General features: G+C 51.3%; 16 protein-coding genes. 10 read left to right on the top strand and 6 right to left on the bottom strand.

All coding sequences use genetic code 11. The features are described from left to right. The first annotated feature begins 77 nt into the window (after positions 1-77). The 4 genes from hisQ to rpnB all read left to right on the top strand — a co-directional run bounded on the left by hisQ (position 78) and on the right by rpnB (position 3,345). On the top strand, positions 78-764 hold the full coding sequence (hisQ, locus tag HGD79_RS23235; protein WP_000965518.1) for a histidine ABC transporter permease HisQ: 687 nt from the start codon (positions 78-80) through the stop codon (positions 762-764). Beyond that, complete coding sequence (locus tag HGD79_RS23240; protein WP_000569958.1) at positions 761-1,477, top strand: ABC transporter permease; 717 nt, start codon at positions 761-763, stop codon at positions 1,475-1,477. The genes hisQ and HGD79_RS23240 overlap by 4 nt, the downstream gene beginning before the upstream one ends. Positions 1,478-1,484: 7 nt before the next feature. Next, complete coding sequence (hisP, locus tag HGD79_RS23245; RefSeq protein ID WP_139496425.1) at positions 1,485-2,258, top strand: histidine ABC transporter ATP-binding protein HisP; 774 nt, start codon at positions 1,485-1,487, stop codon at positions 2,256-2,258. A gap of 196 nt (positions 2,259-2,454) precedes the next feature. Continuing rightward, positions 2,455-3,345 (top strand): recombination-promoting nuclease RpnB, encoded by an 891-nt coding sequence (gene rpnB, locus HGD79_RS23250; protein ID WP_021534428.1) that lies wholly within the window; start codon positions 2,455-2,457, stop codon positions 3,343-3,345. 47 nt (positions 3,346-3,392) lie between these two features. On the opposite strand, the gene HGD79_RS23255 is transcribed toward rpnB, so the two are convergent. The 3 genes from HGD79_RS23255 to yfcG are packed head-to-tail and all read right to left on the bottom strand — an operon-like array spanning position 3,393 to position 5,373. Continuing rightward, a complete protein-coding gene (locus HGD79_RS23255; RefSeq protein WP_001028336.1) occupies positions 3,393-4,286 on the bottom strand; it encodes a TIGR01777 family oxidoreductase in 894 nt (297 codons plus the stop codon). Positions 4,287-4,306: 20 nt separating this feature from the next. After that, positions 4,307-4,669, bottom strand: a complete 363-nt coding sequence (gene folX, locus HGD79_RS23260; RefSeq protein WP_139496424.1) for a dihydroneopterin triphosphate 2'-epimerase — start codon at positions 4,667-4,669, stop codon at positions 4,307-4,309. Positions 4,670-4,725: 56 nt separating this feature from the next. Then, complete coding sequence (gene yfcG, locus HGD79_RS23265; protein ID WP_000566471.1) at positions 4,726-5,373, bottom strand: GSH-dependent disulfide bond oxidoreductase; 648 nt, start codon at positions 5,371-5,373, stop codon at positions 4,726-4,728. A 135-nt stretch (positions 5,374-5,508) separates the two neighbouring features. Here yfcG and yfcF point away from each other — a divergent pair, with 135 nt between their 5' ends. From yfcF to yfcD, 3 genes are read left to right on the top strand one after another with little or no spacing between them, the layout of a single operon-like run. Next, positions 5,509-6,153, top strand: a complete 645-nt coding sequence (gene yfcF / locus HGD79_RS23270; RefSeq protein ID WP_000042442.1) for a glutathione transferase — start codon at positions 5,509-5,511, stop codon at positions 6,151-6,153. A gap of 55 nt (positions 6,154-6,208) precedes the next feature. Beyond that, complete coding sequence (gene yfcE, locus HGD79_RS23275; protein ID WP_000772452.1) at positions 6,209-6,760, top strand: phosphodiesterase; 552 nt, start codon at positions 6,209-6,211, stop codon at positions 6,758-6,760. Positions 6,761-6,817: 57 nt separating this feature from the next. After that, a complete protein-coding gene (yfcD, locus tag HGD79_RS23280) occupies positions 6,818-7,360 on the top strand; it encodes an NUDIX hydrolase YfcD (RefSeq protein ID WP_000437935.1) in 543 nt (180 codons plus the stop codon). A gap of 32 nt (positions 7,361-7,392) precedes the next feature. Here the strand turns inward: yfcD and yfcC are convergent, their stop codons facing one another. The 3 genes from yfcC to ackA form a co-directional block, all read right to left on the bottom strand. After that, positions 7,393-8,913 (bottom strand): putative basic amino acid antiporter YfcC, encoded by a 1,521-nt coding sequence (yfcC, locus tag HGD79_RS23285; protein WP_168848515.1) that lies wholly within the window; start codon positions 8,911-8,913, stop codon positions 7,393-7,395. 189 nt (positions 8,914-9,102) lie between these two features. Then, positions 9,103-11,247: a phosphate acetyltransferase gene (pta, locus tag HGD79_RS23290; RefSeq protein ID WP_000086722.1), complete on the bottom strand. Its 2,145-nt coding sequence runs from the start codon at positions 11,245-11,247 to the stop codon at positions 9,103-9,105. A 74-nt stretch (positions 11,248-11,321) separates the two neighbouring features. Then, entirely contained in the window at positions 11,322-12,524 is a 1,203-nt protein-coding gene (gene ackA, locus HGD79_RS23295; protein ID WP_000095707.1) for an acetate kinase, read from the bottom strand. Positions 12,525-12,863: 339 nt separating this feature from the next. Between ackA and yfbV the strand changes: the two genes are divergently transcribed. The 3 genes from yfbV to hxpA all read left to right on the top strand — a co-directional run bounded on the left by yfbV (position 12,864) and on the right by hxpA (position 14,557). Continuing rightward, entirely contained in the window at positions 12,864-13,319 is a 456-nt protein-coding gene (yfbV, locus tag HGD79_RS23300; RefSeq protein ID WP_000106627.1) for a terminus macrodomain insulation protein YfbV, read from the top strand. Positions 13,320-13,401: 82 nt separating this feature from the next. Next, positions 13,402-13,896 (top strand): YfbU family protein, encoded by a 495-nt coding sequence (locus HGD79_RS23305; RefSeq protein WP_000426124.1) that lies wholly within the window; start codon positions 13,402-13,404, stop codon positions 13,894-13,896. Positions 13,897-13,906: 10 nt separating this feature from the next. Then, positions 13,907-14,557 (top strand): hexitol phosphatase HxpA, encoded by a 651-nt coding sequence (gene hxpA, locus HGD79_RS23310; protein WP_001203389.1) that lies wholly within the window; start codon positions 13,907-13,909, stop codon positions 14,555-14,557. The last annotated feature ends 3 nt before the right edge of the window (positions 14,558-14,560 follow it).

The following is a 14,560-nucleotide window of genomic DNA, read 5'->3' on the forward strand; positions in this document are numbered from 1 at the left end:
AAAGAAAGCCCGCTCCCTTCGGGTAACCGGAGGGAGACAAGAGGCGGTAATTCACCACACACGACAGGACAGGCAGCATGTTGTATGGGTTTTCAGGTGTTATTTTACAGGGTGCGCTCGTCACGCTGGAGCTGGCTATCAGTTCTGTAGTGCTCGCTGTAATCATCGGTTTAATTGGCGCTGGCGGTAAGCTCTCGCAAAATCGGCTTTCGGGGCTGATTTTCGAAGGGTACACCACGCTGATTCGTGGCGTGCCGGACTTGGTGTTGATGCTGCTGATTTTCTACGGTTTGCAGATTGCGCTAAACACGGTGACGGAGGCGATGGGCGTCGGGCAGATTGATATCGATCCGATGGTCGCTGGTATTATTACTCTCGGTTTTATCTACGGTGCTTATTTTACCGAAACGTTCCGTGGCGCGTTTATGGCAGTGCCGAAAGGGCATATAGAGGCGGCGACGGCGTTCGGTTTTACTCGTGGGCAAGTGTTTCGGCGGATCATGTTTCCGGCGATGATGCGTTACGCCCTGCCAGGCATTGGCAACAACTGGCAGGTGATCCTCAAATCTACCGCACTGGTTTCGTTACTCGGCCTGGAAGATGTGGTCAAAGCCACCCAACTGGCAGGCAAAAGTACCTGGGAACCGTTCTATTTCGCCATCGTCTGTGGCGTGATTTACCTGGTTTTCACCACTGTTTCCAATGGTGTGCTGCTGTTCCTTGAGCGCCGCTACTCCGTGGGTGTGAAGAGGGCTGACCTGTGATCGAAATCTTACATGAATACTGGAAACCGCTGCTGTGGACCGACGGTTATCGCTTTACTGGTGTGGCGATCACTCTGTGGCTGCTTATTTTGTCGGTAGTGATAGGCGGAGTCCTGGCGCTGTTTCTGGCGATTGGTCGTGTCTCCAGTAATAAATACATCCAGTTTCCAATCTGGTTATTTACCTATATTTTTCGCGGTACGCCGCTGTATGTTCAGTTGCTGGTGTTCTATTCCGGCATGTACACGCTTGAGATTGTTAAGGGAACCGAATTCCTTAACGCTTTCTTCCGCAGTGGCCTGAACTGTACCGTGCTGGCGCTGACGCTTAACACCTGCGCTTACACTACCGAGATTTTTGCTGGGGCAATCCGTTCGGTTCCGCATGGGGAAATTGAAGCCGCCAGAGCCTATGGCTTCTCGACTTTTAAAATGTATCGTTGCATTATTTTGCCTTCTGCGCTGCGTATTGCGTTACCGGCATACAGCAACGAAGTGATCCTGATGCTGCACTCTACTGCGCTGGCGTTTACGGCCACTGTGCCGGATCTGCTGAAAATAGCCCGCGATATTAACGCCGCCACGTATCAACCTTTTACCGCCTTCGGCATTGCCGCGGTGCTCTATTTAATCATCTCTTATGTCCTGATCAGCCTCTTTCGCAGAGCGGAAAAACGCTGGTTGCAGCATGTGAAACCTTCTTCAACGCACTGAGAATACGATGTCCGAGAATAAATTAAACGTTATCGATTTGCACAAACGCTACGGCGAACATGAAGTGCTGAAAGGGGTCTCACTGCAAGCGAATGCCGGAGATGTAATAAGCATCATCGGATCGTCGGGATCGGGGAAAAGTACCTTTCTGCGCTGCATTAACTTCCTCGAAAAACCGAGTGAAGGGTCGATCGTGGTCAATGGCCAGAAGATCAATCTGGTGCGCGACAAAGATGGTCAACTCAAAGTCGCCGATAAAAATCAACTGCGCTTACTGCGCACACGCCTGACGATGGTATTCCAGCACTTCAATCTCTGGAGCCATATGACGGTGCTGGAAAACGTCATGGAAGCGCCGATTCAGGTGTTGGGCCTGAGCAAGCAGGAAGCGCGCGAGCGGGCGGTGAAGTATCTGGCGAAAGTCGGGATAGACGAACGTGCGCAGGGGAAATATCCGGTGCATCTTTCCGGCGGTCAGCAACAGCGTGTTTCTATCGCGCGGGCGCTGGCGATGGAACCGGAAGTTTTACTGTTTGATGAACCTACCTCGGCGCTCGATCCTGAACTGGTAGGCGAAGTGTTACGTATTATGCAGCAACTGGCAGAAGAGGGGAAAACCATGGTGGTAGTGACTCACGAAATGGGCTTTGCTCGCCATGTTTCTACTCACGTCATTTTCCTCCATCAGGGAAAAATAGAAGAAGAGGGCGCGCCGGAGCAGTTATTTGGCAACCCGCAAAGCCCTCGTCTGCAACAGTTCCTTAAGGGATCGCTGAAATAATTTCCTCTCCGGTGGCTAACGCTGCCGGAGTATTTTCATGGGGAATTTGTGAGTCAGCTTCCGCTGAAATGTAAAAGTTGCAGTCCGCTAAAAATACTTCTGAATTCGCTGTCCAAAGATAAAAACTGCCTGCTGCATTGGGTGTTAATCGTGGTTATTGTCGCGTCATCTTAAATTTGAGGGGTGACGGAACGCCATGACAATATCGACAACTTCCACGCCGCATGATGCGGTATTTAAATCTTTTTTACGCCATCCAGACACCGCGCGGGATTTTATTGATATTCATCTTCCCGCGCCGCTGCGCAAACTGTGTGATTTTACGACGCTTAAACTGGAACCAAATAGTTTTATTGATGACGACCTGCGGCAATATTATTCCGACCTCTTGTGGTCTGTGAAAACGCAGGAGGGAGTGGGTTATATTTATGTAGTGATAGAGCACCAAAGTAAGCCGGAAGAATTAATGGCTTTTCGCATGATGCGTTATTCCATTGCGGCAATGCAAAACCATCTTGATGCGGGCTATAAAGAGCTTCCATTGGTGATCCCGATGCTGTTTTATCATGGTTGCAGAAGTCCTTATCCTTATTCACTCTGCTGGCTTGATGAATTTGCCGAGCCTGCTATAGCCCGCAAAATATATTCATCAGCGTTTCCGTTGGTGGATATTACCGTGGTGCCGGATGACGAGATTATGCAACACCGCAAAATGGCGCTGTTGGAGTTAATTCAGAAACATATTCGTCAGCGCGATCTGTTGGGATTAGTCGACCAAATTGTTTCGCTGCTAGTTACAGGGAACACTAATGACAGACAGCTAAAAGCCCTGTTTAATTACGTATTACAAACAGGGGATGCCCAGCGTTTCCGTGCATTTATTGGTGAGATAACAGAACGCGCACCACAAGAAAAGGAGAAACTGATGACCATTGCTGACAGATTACGTGAAGAAGGCGCAATGCAGGGCAAACACGAAGAAGCCCTGCGTATTGCTCAGGAGATGCTGGATAGAGGTTTAGACAGAGAGTTAGTTATGATGGTGACCCGACTTTCACCAGACGATCTTATCGCGCAAAGCCACTAATCCTGTAACACCGGGAGTTAACTGGCGGATGTTTGCTGTAAACCACATCAGCGAACGACATCCGCCAGCGCCTCTTCTAAATCGTACCAGCGAAACGCAAAACCCGCTTCTTCCAGCCGTTTAGGCAGCGCGCGTTGTCCACCTAATACCAGTATTGAAGATTCGCCCATTAACAGCCGAATGGCGGTTGCGGGGACGCGCAAAATGGCCGGGCGATGCAGCGCTTGACCGAGCGCATGGGCAAATTGTTCATTGCGTACCGGGTAGGGCGAAACCATATTAAATGGCCCGCGCAGGTCGTTATCCAGCAGCCAGAGAATGCCGTTGACCATATCATCAATATGAATCCAGGCCAGATACTGCCGACCGGAACCAATCGGCCCGCCCAGGCCAAGACGAAACGGTGGCAGCATTTTACCGAGAATACCGCCGTCCGGTGCCAGTACCACGCCGGTTCGCAGCAGGCACACTCGCGTTTTGTCACTTTGCGCCCGGCAGGCAATTTCTTCCCAGCGGGCGCAGAGTTTATGGGTAAATTCGTTATGCGGCGGTTCCTCTTCGGTAACCACCACTTCACCTAAGTCGCCATAATAGCCCGTTGCCGAGCCGGAAATGAGTACCGACGGCGGCGTGTCGCTGGCATTAATCAAATCGACCAGTTTTTGCGTGATATTCCAGCGGCTTTGGCAGAGACGCTCTTTTTGCTCGTGAGTCCAGCGTTTATCAGCAATCGGTTCTCCGGCCAGGTTGATTACCGCATCAACGCCGTTGAGGTTGCTTTGATCGGCTAGCCCTTGCCATAGCGTCACCCGAGGGCCGAGAACGGAACTGGCTTTCTGTGGGTTACGCGTCACTACCGTGATTTGATGGCCCAGCTCCAGCAAACGCGGAATCAAATGGCGACCAATTAATCCCGTCCCTCCGGTGATCACTATGTTCATGCAGCCTCCCGATATGGCGGTTAACGCTGCCAGCTTAAGGTCATGGATACCGAATCGGCGTAGCGCAGCGCGTGCAGTTTATCGATCTCCACTTCAGCATACGTCACCCAGTGATGTTCACGTGCGATATCGAGCACATCCTGAGTTAATTTTTCCAGCAAAGAGAAACGGTTATTCTCTACATGCTGAATAATGTTTTTCGTTACGGTGCGATAATTCAGCGCATGGTTGATATCTTCGCTAGTGCGCGCTTTATCGGCGGGGTAGTGGATCGTCACATTGATAACAATATCCTGACGGTTGTTAATTTCTTCTTCCTTAATTCCGATAAACGTACGTAAACGAAGGTTCTTTATACGAATAATAGCGGCAGGTTGTGCCATTGCAGGTTCTCCGTTGTTTTACTTAGGATGAAATAATACACGAGAACCTGTTTCTGTTAACTATCCGAACGCTCATCACCGAGTTGTGCTTTTAGCAGTGCCTGCCCGGTGGCAGGGCGCGAACGGATCCGCTCATGCCAGTTCTTGACTGCCGGATACATTGCGAGGTCAATTCGCTGGCGAGTCCAGGCATTAACCCACGGCCAGCAGGCAATATCCGCAATGCTGTAGTTCTCGCCTCCCAGCCAGGGCGAGTTTTCCAGCCGCTTGTTCAGTACATGGTAAAGACGCTGAGTTTCAACCTGATAACGTTCAATAGCGTAAGGAATGGTTTGGGGGGCTGCGTGATTAAAATGATGATTTTGCCCAAGCATCGGCCCCAGTCCGCCTACCTGCCAGAATAACCACTGTAATGTGGCGGCGCGCTCACGCGTTTCATGACTCAAAAAGAGTCCTGTTTTCTCAGCCAGATACAACAAAATGGCACCAGACTCAAAGAGGCTTAACGGTTCGCCGCCATCGGCAGGAGAATGATCAACAATTGCCGGAATTTTGTTGTTGGGCGAAATGCGCAAAAATTCCGGACGAAACTGACCGCCTTTCCCCAGGTCTACCTTAATCAAGCGATAATCAAGCTCTGCTTCTTCGAGAAACAGCGTAATTTTGTGACCATTGGGTGTCGGGGCGAAATAGAGATCGATCATTGCAGCTCCGGTTGTTTAATCATCTGAACACCACAAGTATAGAAAGCGCGGCGAATTACGTGAGTATTCGTCACGTGACAGTGACAAAAAGGCTCTATAGTTTGATAGCCAGCCCCCTTTATTGCCGAGGACATAATGAGTAAACCCGCTATCACGCTTTGGTCAGATGCCCACTTTTTCTCCCCTTATGTGTTATCCGCCTGGGTGGCGTTGCAGGAAAAAGGCCTGTCGTTTCATATCAAGACCATCGACCTCGACAGCGGTGAACATTTGCAGCCGACGTGGCAAGGTTACGGTCAGACACGCCGTGTGCCGTTATTACAAATCGATGATTTTGAGTTGAGTGAATCTTCTGCCATTGCGGAGTATCTGGAAGATCGATTTGCGCCACCGACCTGGGAACGTATTTATCCGCTTGATTTAGAAAATCGTGCGCGTGCACGACAGATTCAGGCCTGGCTGCGCAGCGATCTGATGCCCATCCGCGAAGAGCGTCCGACGGATGTTGTCTTTGCGGGGGCGAAAAAAGCGCCACTAACGGCCGAGGGAAAAGCCAGTGCAGAGAAACTGTTTGCGATGGCAGAACATTTGTTAGTACTGGGTCAGCCGAATTTATTTGGTGAATGGTGCATTGCTGATACTGATCTGGCGCTAATGATTAACCGCCTGGTACTACATGGCGATGAGGTGCCAGAACGCCTGGTGGATTATGCGACATTCCAGTGGCAGCGAGCGTCTGTCCAGCGTTTTATTGCACTTTCGGCGAAGCAATCTGGCTGATAGCAACGACAGAATCCAGTATCATAGCTTACGTTTTTTCGACGAGGAGTGAGTGATGAAACTGATGTTTGCATCGGACATTCATGGGTCGTTACCGGCGACGGAACGTGTTCTGGAGTTGTTTGCCCAAAGCGGTGCCCAGTGGCTGGTGATCCTTGGCGACGTGTTGAATCACGGCCCGCGTAATGCTTTACCGGAGGGTTACGCGCCAGCCAAAGTCGCTGAACGGCTTAATGAAGTGGCACATAAGGTTATCGCTGTGCGCGGCAACTGCGACAGCGAAGTGGATCAAATGCTGCTGCATTTCCCGATAACCGCGCCGTGGCAACAGGTATTACTGGAAAAACAACGTCTGTTTTTGACGCATGGTCATCTTTTTGGCCCGGAAAATCTACCTGCTTTAAACCAGAACGATGTGCTGGTGTACGGTCATACCCATCTGCCAGTGGCAGAACAGCGGGGGGAGATTTTCCACTTCAACCCCGGCTCGGTGAGTATTCCGAAAGGCGGTAATCCGGCGAGTTATGGCATGCTGGATAATGACGTACTTAGTGTAATCGCACTCAATGATCAAAGTATCATTGCGCAGGTCGCGATTAATCCGTAATTTACCCACAACTCAAAATGCGCCGTAAGAGCGCCAGAAAAAGAAGGTTTCCTGATAATGGAACAGCGTCGTTTGGCAAGTACTGAATGGGTGGATATTGTCAATGAAGAGAACGAAGTCATTGCACAAGCCAGCCGGGAACAAATGCGGGCACAGTGTCTGCGTCATCGTGCAACTTACATCGTCGTGCATGATGGCATGGGCAAAATTCTGGTCCAGCGTCGTACCGAGACAAAAGACTTTTTACCCGGCATGTTAGATGCGACCGCAGGCGGTGTGGTTCAGGCCGATGAGCAACTGCTGGAATCCGCGCGTCGCGAAGCGGAAGAAGAGTTGGGCATTGCCGGTGTCCCCTTTGCCGAGCACGGGCAGTTCTATTTCGAAGATAAAAATTGCCGTGTCTGGGGCGCGTTGTTCAGCTGCGTCTCTCACGGTCCCTTCGCCCTACAGGAAGATGAAGTCAGTGAAGTTTGCTGGCTGACGCCGGAAGAAATCACCGCACGCTGCGATGAGTTCACTCCAGACTCGCTGAAAGCGCTGGCGTTGTGGATGAAGCGCAATGCCAAAAATGAAGCCGTAGAGACTGAAACGGCAGAATGAAAAAAGAGCCGCAATTGCGGCTCTTAACATTTTTAGTGGTAGCCCATCAACTGAGCGCCGATCACTACGACGCTGGACATAATAAACAGCAGTCCAAGTAGGGTCGCGCCCACCTTCAGCCAGTTACGGAAGTCCACCCTGCATACACCGAGAGTTGCCATTAACGAAGCTGAGGTTGGGTAAATGATGTGACTGAAGCCATCACCAAACTGGAATGCCAGCACGGTAACCTGACGGTTAACACCGACCAGATCGCCAAGCGGTGCCAGTAACGGCATGGTTAACGCCGCCTGACCAGAACCGGACGTCACGAAGAAATTAAATACCGCCTGGAAGAGCAACATAAACCAGGCCGCGACCGCGTTGTCCAGACCGCTAATGGCATTGGCAATGCTGTTGAGGATGGTATTTAACACGCTGGCATCACCCGCTTCACCATTACCGACCAGCAGCAAAATCCCTTTGGCGAAACCCACCAGCAGGGCAGGGGCGATCATCATTCGCGCCCCTTCGGTAAAGGATGAAGCCATGGTATTAACCGTCATGCCGTTAAGGCGGAAAACAACGCCGATGATGCCAATCACCAGACCCATGGTGAAGAACTGGCTGGCAATTTCTGGAATAAACCAGGCATTAACGATCACGCCCCAAATCACCCAGACCATTACGGCGGTCAGGACAATCAATACCAGCCAGTCACCAAAGGTAAACGGACGTTGTTCAACATCCGCCTGCTTTTCACGAAAGAAGCGGTCGGACTCATGCACGCGTGACAGAAGAGGATTCTTTTTCACTCGTGAGGCGTACACCATGGTAAAGATCAGGCCAATCATAGTGGCGATAACCCACACCACGATGCGCAACCCGGAGCCAGAAAGCACCGGAACGCCGGCAATCCCCTGAGCAACGACCACACAAAACGGGTTCATCCACGAACTGGCAAAACCGATTTGCGTGGCAATATAGGTCACCAGGACGGTGGTAATACTGTCATAGCCCAGCCGGACCATTAGCGGTGCGATGATAATGGCAAAGGCGACGGCCTCTTCTCCCATACCAAATACCGCGCCGCCAAGTGAAAACAGAATAAACAGCGCAGGAATAAAGAGAATTTCATTCCCGCGGGTATGGCGAATAAGCGCCAGGATACCGTTATCAATGGTTCCTGTACGCATCACAATGCCAAACGCGCCGCCAATCACCAGCATAAACATGATGATGCCAACAGCTGTCCCGTATTTCGATCCTGAGGTTAATCCTTCAAACGGGAAGTTCATCAGGCCCGGGCGTTCATCGCCCGTCGTGAACAGCTGTACGCGGTGATACTCAGGTTCGCCTGCTTCGTTAGTCAGAATGCGAAATAAGTGTGGATCTACGACTTTGCGTGTTTTTGTTTGACCATCAACCTGATACTGCACTTCCTGACTGTCAAACATCCCCACCGGAACTACCCAGGTGGCAAGGCTGGTTAAAATAGCAACAAAAAAGATAATCACCAACGTATCGGGCATTGCCCATCTTCTTGTTGGTTTGGATTCAGTGATTGCGGACATAGCGCAAATATTCCCTTGCACAAAACAAAGTGGTAAGTATGCAAAGTGAAATGGCGCAATTCATTGATGCAGCGCAGTTAAGCAAGATAATCAGAAAGGATTAATGCAGATTAAGAGAATAAAAAACCGGAAATAGTGATTATTTCCGGTTCAGATATCCGCAGCGCAAAGCTGCGGATGATGACGAGATTACTGCTGCTGTGCAGACTGAATCGCAGTCAGCGCGATGGTGTAGACGATATCGTCAACCAGTGCGCCACGGGACAGGTCGTTAACCGGCTTGCGCATACCCTGCAGCATCGGCCCGATGGAGATCAGGTCGGCAGAACGCTGTACCGCTTTGTAGGTGGTGTTACCGGTGTTCAGATCCGGGAAGATGAACACGGTAGCGCGACCTGCAACCGGAGAGTTCGGCGCTTTGGATTTCGCAACGTCAGCCATTACCGCAGCGTCGTACTGCAGCGGACCGTCGATCATCAGGTCAGGACGTTTTTCCTGCGCCAGACGAGTTGCTTCGCGAACTTTTTCTACGTCGCTACCTGCACCAGAAGTACCGGTGGAGTAGGAGAGCATAGCAACGCGCGGTTCGATACCGAAGGCCGCAGCGGAATCAGCGGACTGAATCGCGATTTCTGCCAGCTGTTCAGCGGTCGGATCCGGGTTGATCGCACAGTCACCGTAAACGTAAACCTGTTCCGGCAGCAGCATGAAGAACACGGAAGATACCAGGGAGCTGCCCGGTGCAGTTTTGATCAGCTGCAGCGGCGGACGGATGGTGTTTGCGGTAGTGTGAACAGCACCGGAAACCAGACCATCAACTTCATCCTGTTCCAGCATCAGCGTACCGAGCACCACGTTGTCTTCCAGCTGTTCGCGGGCAACGGTTTCGGTCATGCCTTTGTTCTTACGCAGTTCGACCAGACGACCAACATAGCTTTCGCGAACCACTTCTGGATCAACGATTTCAATCCCTGCACCCAGTTCTACACCCTGAGACGCTGCAACACGGTTGATCTCTGCCGGATTACCCAGCAGTACGCAAGTTGCGATACCACGTTCAGCACAGATAGCGGCTGCTTTAACGGTACGCGGTTCGTCACCTTCCGGCAGTACGATACGTTTGCCCGCTTTGCGCGCAAGTTCAGTCAGCTGATAACGGAACGCAGGCGGAGACAGACGACGGCTGCGCTCAGAAGTGGCAGTCAGAGATTCGATCCAGTCAGCGTTGATGTAGTTAGCAACGTATTCCTGAACTTTCTCGATACGTTCGTGATCGTCAACCGGAACTTCCAGGTTGAAGCTCTGCAGGCTCAGAGAGGTCTGCCAGGTGTTGGTGTTCACCATAAATACCGGCAGGCCGGTAGCGAAAGCACGTTCGCACAGTTTAGAAATGCGCGCGTCCATTTCGTAGCCGCCAGTCAGCAGCAGGGCACCGATTTCTACGCCGTTCATGGCTGCCAGGCAAGCGGCCACCAGCACGTCAGGACGGTCTGCGGAAGTCACCAGCAGAGAACCGGCACGGAAGTGCTCCAGCATGTGCGGAATGCTGCGTGCGCAGAAAGTGACGGATTTAACGCGGCGAGTATTGATGTCGCCTTCGTTGATGATGGTCGCATTCAGGTGGCGAGCCATATCGATCGCACGAGTCGCGATCAGGTCAAAGCTCCACGGCACAGCGCCGAGAACCGGCAGCGGGCTGGATTCTTGCAGCTTCGCCGGATCAACATTGTTTACTTTAGCTTTGGAAGAGTCGTCGAAAATCTCGGACAGATCCGGGCGAGTACGACCCTGTTCATCAACCGGTGCGTTCAGTTTGTTAACGATAACGCCGGTGATGTTGGTGTTTTTGGCACCGCCGAAGCTGTTGCGGGTCAGTTCGATACGCTCTTTCAGCTGTTCCGGGGTGTCAGTGCCCTGAGACATAACGAAGACGATTTCCGCATTCAGCGTTTTAGCGATTTCGTAGTTCAGAGACTGGGCAAACTGGTGCTTACGTGTCGGGACCAGACCTTCAACCAGAACGACTTCAGCGTCTTTGGTGTTAGCGTGGTAGTTTGCGACGATCTCTTCCATCAGCACATCTTTCTGATTGCTGGAAAGCAGACCTTCAACGTAGCTCATTTTCAGCGGTTCAGCGGCCGTCGTGGTGGAAGAGTTCGCACGCACGATAGTCGTAGTCTGATCGGGCGCATCGCCACCGGTACGCGGCTGAGCGATAGGTTTGAAAACGCTCAGACGAACGCCTTTGCGTTCCATTGCACGGATCACGCCAAGGCTGACGCTGGTCAGACCGACGCTGGTTCCGGTAGGGATCAGCATAATAATACGGGACACGGTTTATCCTCTTTCGTTACCGCCGATTTGGCGGGTTACAAAACAGCACCGCCAGCTGAGCTGGCGGTGTGAAATCAGGCAGTCAGGCGGCTCGCGTCTTGCGCGATAACCAGTTCTTCGTTGGTTGGGATAACCACCGCAGGACGGGTACCTTCTTTGTTGATGAAACCAGATTTGCCGAAACGTGCAGCCAGGTTGCGTTCATGATCAACTTCAAAGCCCAGCACGCCCAGTTTGCCCAGAGACAGTTCACGAACCATCGCGGCATTTTCACCGATACCACCAGTGAATACAACAGCGTCCAGACGACCATCCATCAGCGCAGTGTAGGCACCGATGTATTTCGCCAGGCGGTGGCAGTAAACGTCCATTGCGCGCTTCGCGTCTTCTTTCGTCGCGTAGTTGTCTTCAACATAGCGGCAGTCGCTGGTCACTTCGGTCAGACCCAGCAGGCCAGACTCTTTGGTCAGCAGTTTGTTGATTGCGTCAACGCTCATGCCCAGGGTGTCGTGCAGGTGGAAGATGATCGCCGGATCGATATCACCAGAACGGGTACCCATGACCAGACCTTCCAGCGGGGTCAGGCCCATAGAGGTGTCAACGCATTTACCGTTGCGGATAGCAGAAACGGAACCACCGTTGCCCAGGTGGCAGGTGATGATGTTCAGTTCTTCTACCGGTTTGTTCAGCATTTTTGCCGCTTCCTGGGTTACATAGAAGTGGCTGGTGCCGTGCGCGCCGTAACGACGGATGCCGTGCTCTTTGTACAGGTTGTAAGGCAGGGCGTAGAGGTAAGACTCTTCCGGCATAGTCTGGTGGAACGCGGTGTCAAATACAGCAACGTTTTTGTCTTTCAGCTGTGGGAAAGATTTCAGAGCTTCTTCGATACCGATCAGGTGAGCCGGGTTGTGCAGCGGTGCAAAAGAAGCTGCATCTTTGATACCCTGAATAACAGACTCATCGATCACTACGGAGCTGGTATACTTTTCGCCGCCGTGTACGATACGGTGACCGATAGCAGTCAGCTGCGCAGACAGTTCTGGTTTTTGTGCCAGAATAGTATTAACGATAAAGTTGAGCGCTTCGCTGTGAGCGGCGCCTGCACCTAAAGCCGCTTCCTGTTTATTGCCGTCCATTTTCCATTTGATACGTGCTTCAGGCAGGTGGAAACATTCGGCTAAACCAGAAAGGTACTCTTCACCATTTACTGCATCGATGATGGCAAATTTCAGTGAAGAACTACCGCAGTTCAGAACCAGTACTAACTTACTCGACATGGAAGTACCTATAATTGATACGTGGCTAAAAAAACGTCAGGGAGCCATAGAGCGTAGCGCATGATGACACCGACATTTATGATTAACATCATGCACTGCAAATTTTTTTTTTGCATGATGGAAGAAATATCTTGAGTCTATGCCATTTTGCGTGATTTTCAGCCAATGGCATAATGTATATGAATTTGACGACTCAATGAATATGTACTACTTAGGCCTTCAGGCTGCTAAAGGATACCTGATAGTGGGTATGGAAGACAAAATGTTTTGAACGTTGTCCCGCTGAGTTGTGAATTTGCACAAATTTTTGAATCTTTATATGTGAAGTTGAGGTGAAGCATGTCAACGCCGGATAATCGTTCTGTTAATTTTTTTAGCTTGTTTCGCCGGGGACAGCATTACTCAAAGACGTGGCCGCTGGAAAAACGCCTTGCCCCGGTCTTTGTCGAAAATCGCGTTATCAAGATGACGCGTTATGCGATCCGTTTTATGCCGCCGATCGCCGTATTTACTCTCTGCTGGCAGATTGCCCTGGGCGGTCAGCTTGGGCCGGCAGTTGCCACTGCGCTGTTCGCCTTAAGTTTACCTATGCAGGGATTGTGGTGGCTGGGCAAGCGTTCTGTAACGCCATTACCCCCTGCAATCCTTAACTGGTTTTATGAAGTTCGCGGTAAATTGCAGGAGTCTGGACAGGTGTTGGCACCCGTTGAAGGCAAGCCTGATTACCAGGCATTAGCTGACACGCTTAAGCGCGCCTTCAAACAACTGGATAAAACTTTCCTTGATGATTTGTAATTGACCCCTGATTACGCATATAAAAGAAGGCATACTCAGCCTTCTTTTTTTTCACCGTAGTATAGTGATACAGGAGTCAACAATGGAAATGACCAACGCGCAACGTCTTATTTTGTCTAATCAGTACAAGATGATGACTATGCTCGATCCGGCAAATGCTGAACGTTACCGTCGCCTGCAAACAATTATTGAGCGTGGTTACGGATTACAGATGCGTGAATTGGATCGCGAGTTTGGCGAGCTGAAAGAAGAAACCTGCCGCACTATCATCGACATTATGGAGATGTATCATGCGTTGCATGTTTCCTGGTCTAATTTGCAGGACCAGCAATCCATCGATGAACGTCGTGTCACCTTCCTCGGCTTTGACGCCGCCACTGAAGCACGTTACCTCGGTTATGTCCGCTTTATGGTTAATGTGGAAGGGCGCTATACCCATTTTGACGCCGGAACTCACGGTTTTAACGCCCAGACGCCAATGTGGGAAAAATATCAGCGCATGCTTAATGTGTGGCATGCCTGCCCGCGTCAGTACCATTTGAGCGCCAACGAAATTAATCAAATTATCAACGCCTGAGGAGGCCCGCGTGCGGTGCAAAGGTTTTCTGTTTGATCTTGATGGAACGCTGGTGGATTCCCTGCCTGCGGTAGAACGGGCGTGGAGCAACTGGGCCAGACGTCATGGGTTAGCGCCGGAAGAGGTGCTGGCTTTCATTCACGGTAAACAGGCGATCACCTCTTTGCGCCATTTTATGGCGGGCAAATCCGAGGCTGATATTGCCGCCGAGTTTACGCGTCTGGAGCACATCGAGGCCACGGAAACCGAAGGTATTACCGCGCTTCCGGGGGCAATCGCCTTACTCAATCATTTGAATAAAGCAGGTATTCCGTGGGCCATTGTGACTTCTGGCTCCATGCCGGTAGCGCGAGCGCGCCATAAAATAGCTGGGCTTCCCGCACCAGAGGTGTTTGTAACCGCTGAGCGAGTGAAGCGCGGAAAACCAGAACCTGATGCGTATCTGTTAGGTGCGCAGCTGCTGGGGCTTGCGCCGCAGGAGTGTGTGGTGGTGGAAGATGCTCCCGCTGGCGTGCTTTCTGGCCTGGCGGCGGGTTGCCATGTCATTGCGGTTAACGCTCCGGCAGATACCCCGCGCCTGAATGAGGTCGATTTGGTCCTCCACAGTCTGGAGCAAATTACTGTGACCAAACAGCCAAATGGCGATGTTATTATTCAGTGAAAC

Source organism: Escherichia sp. SCLE84, assembly GCF_012584495.1.
Lineage (GTDB): Bacteria > Pseudomonadota > Gammaproteobacteria > Enterobacterales > Enterobacteriaceae > ECMA0423.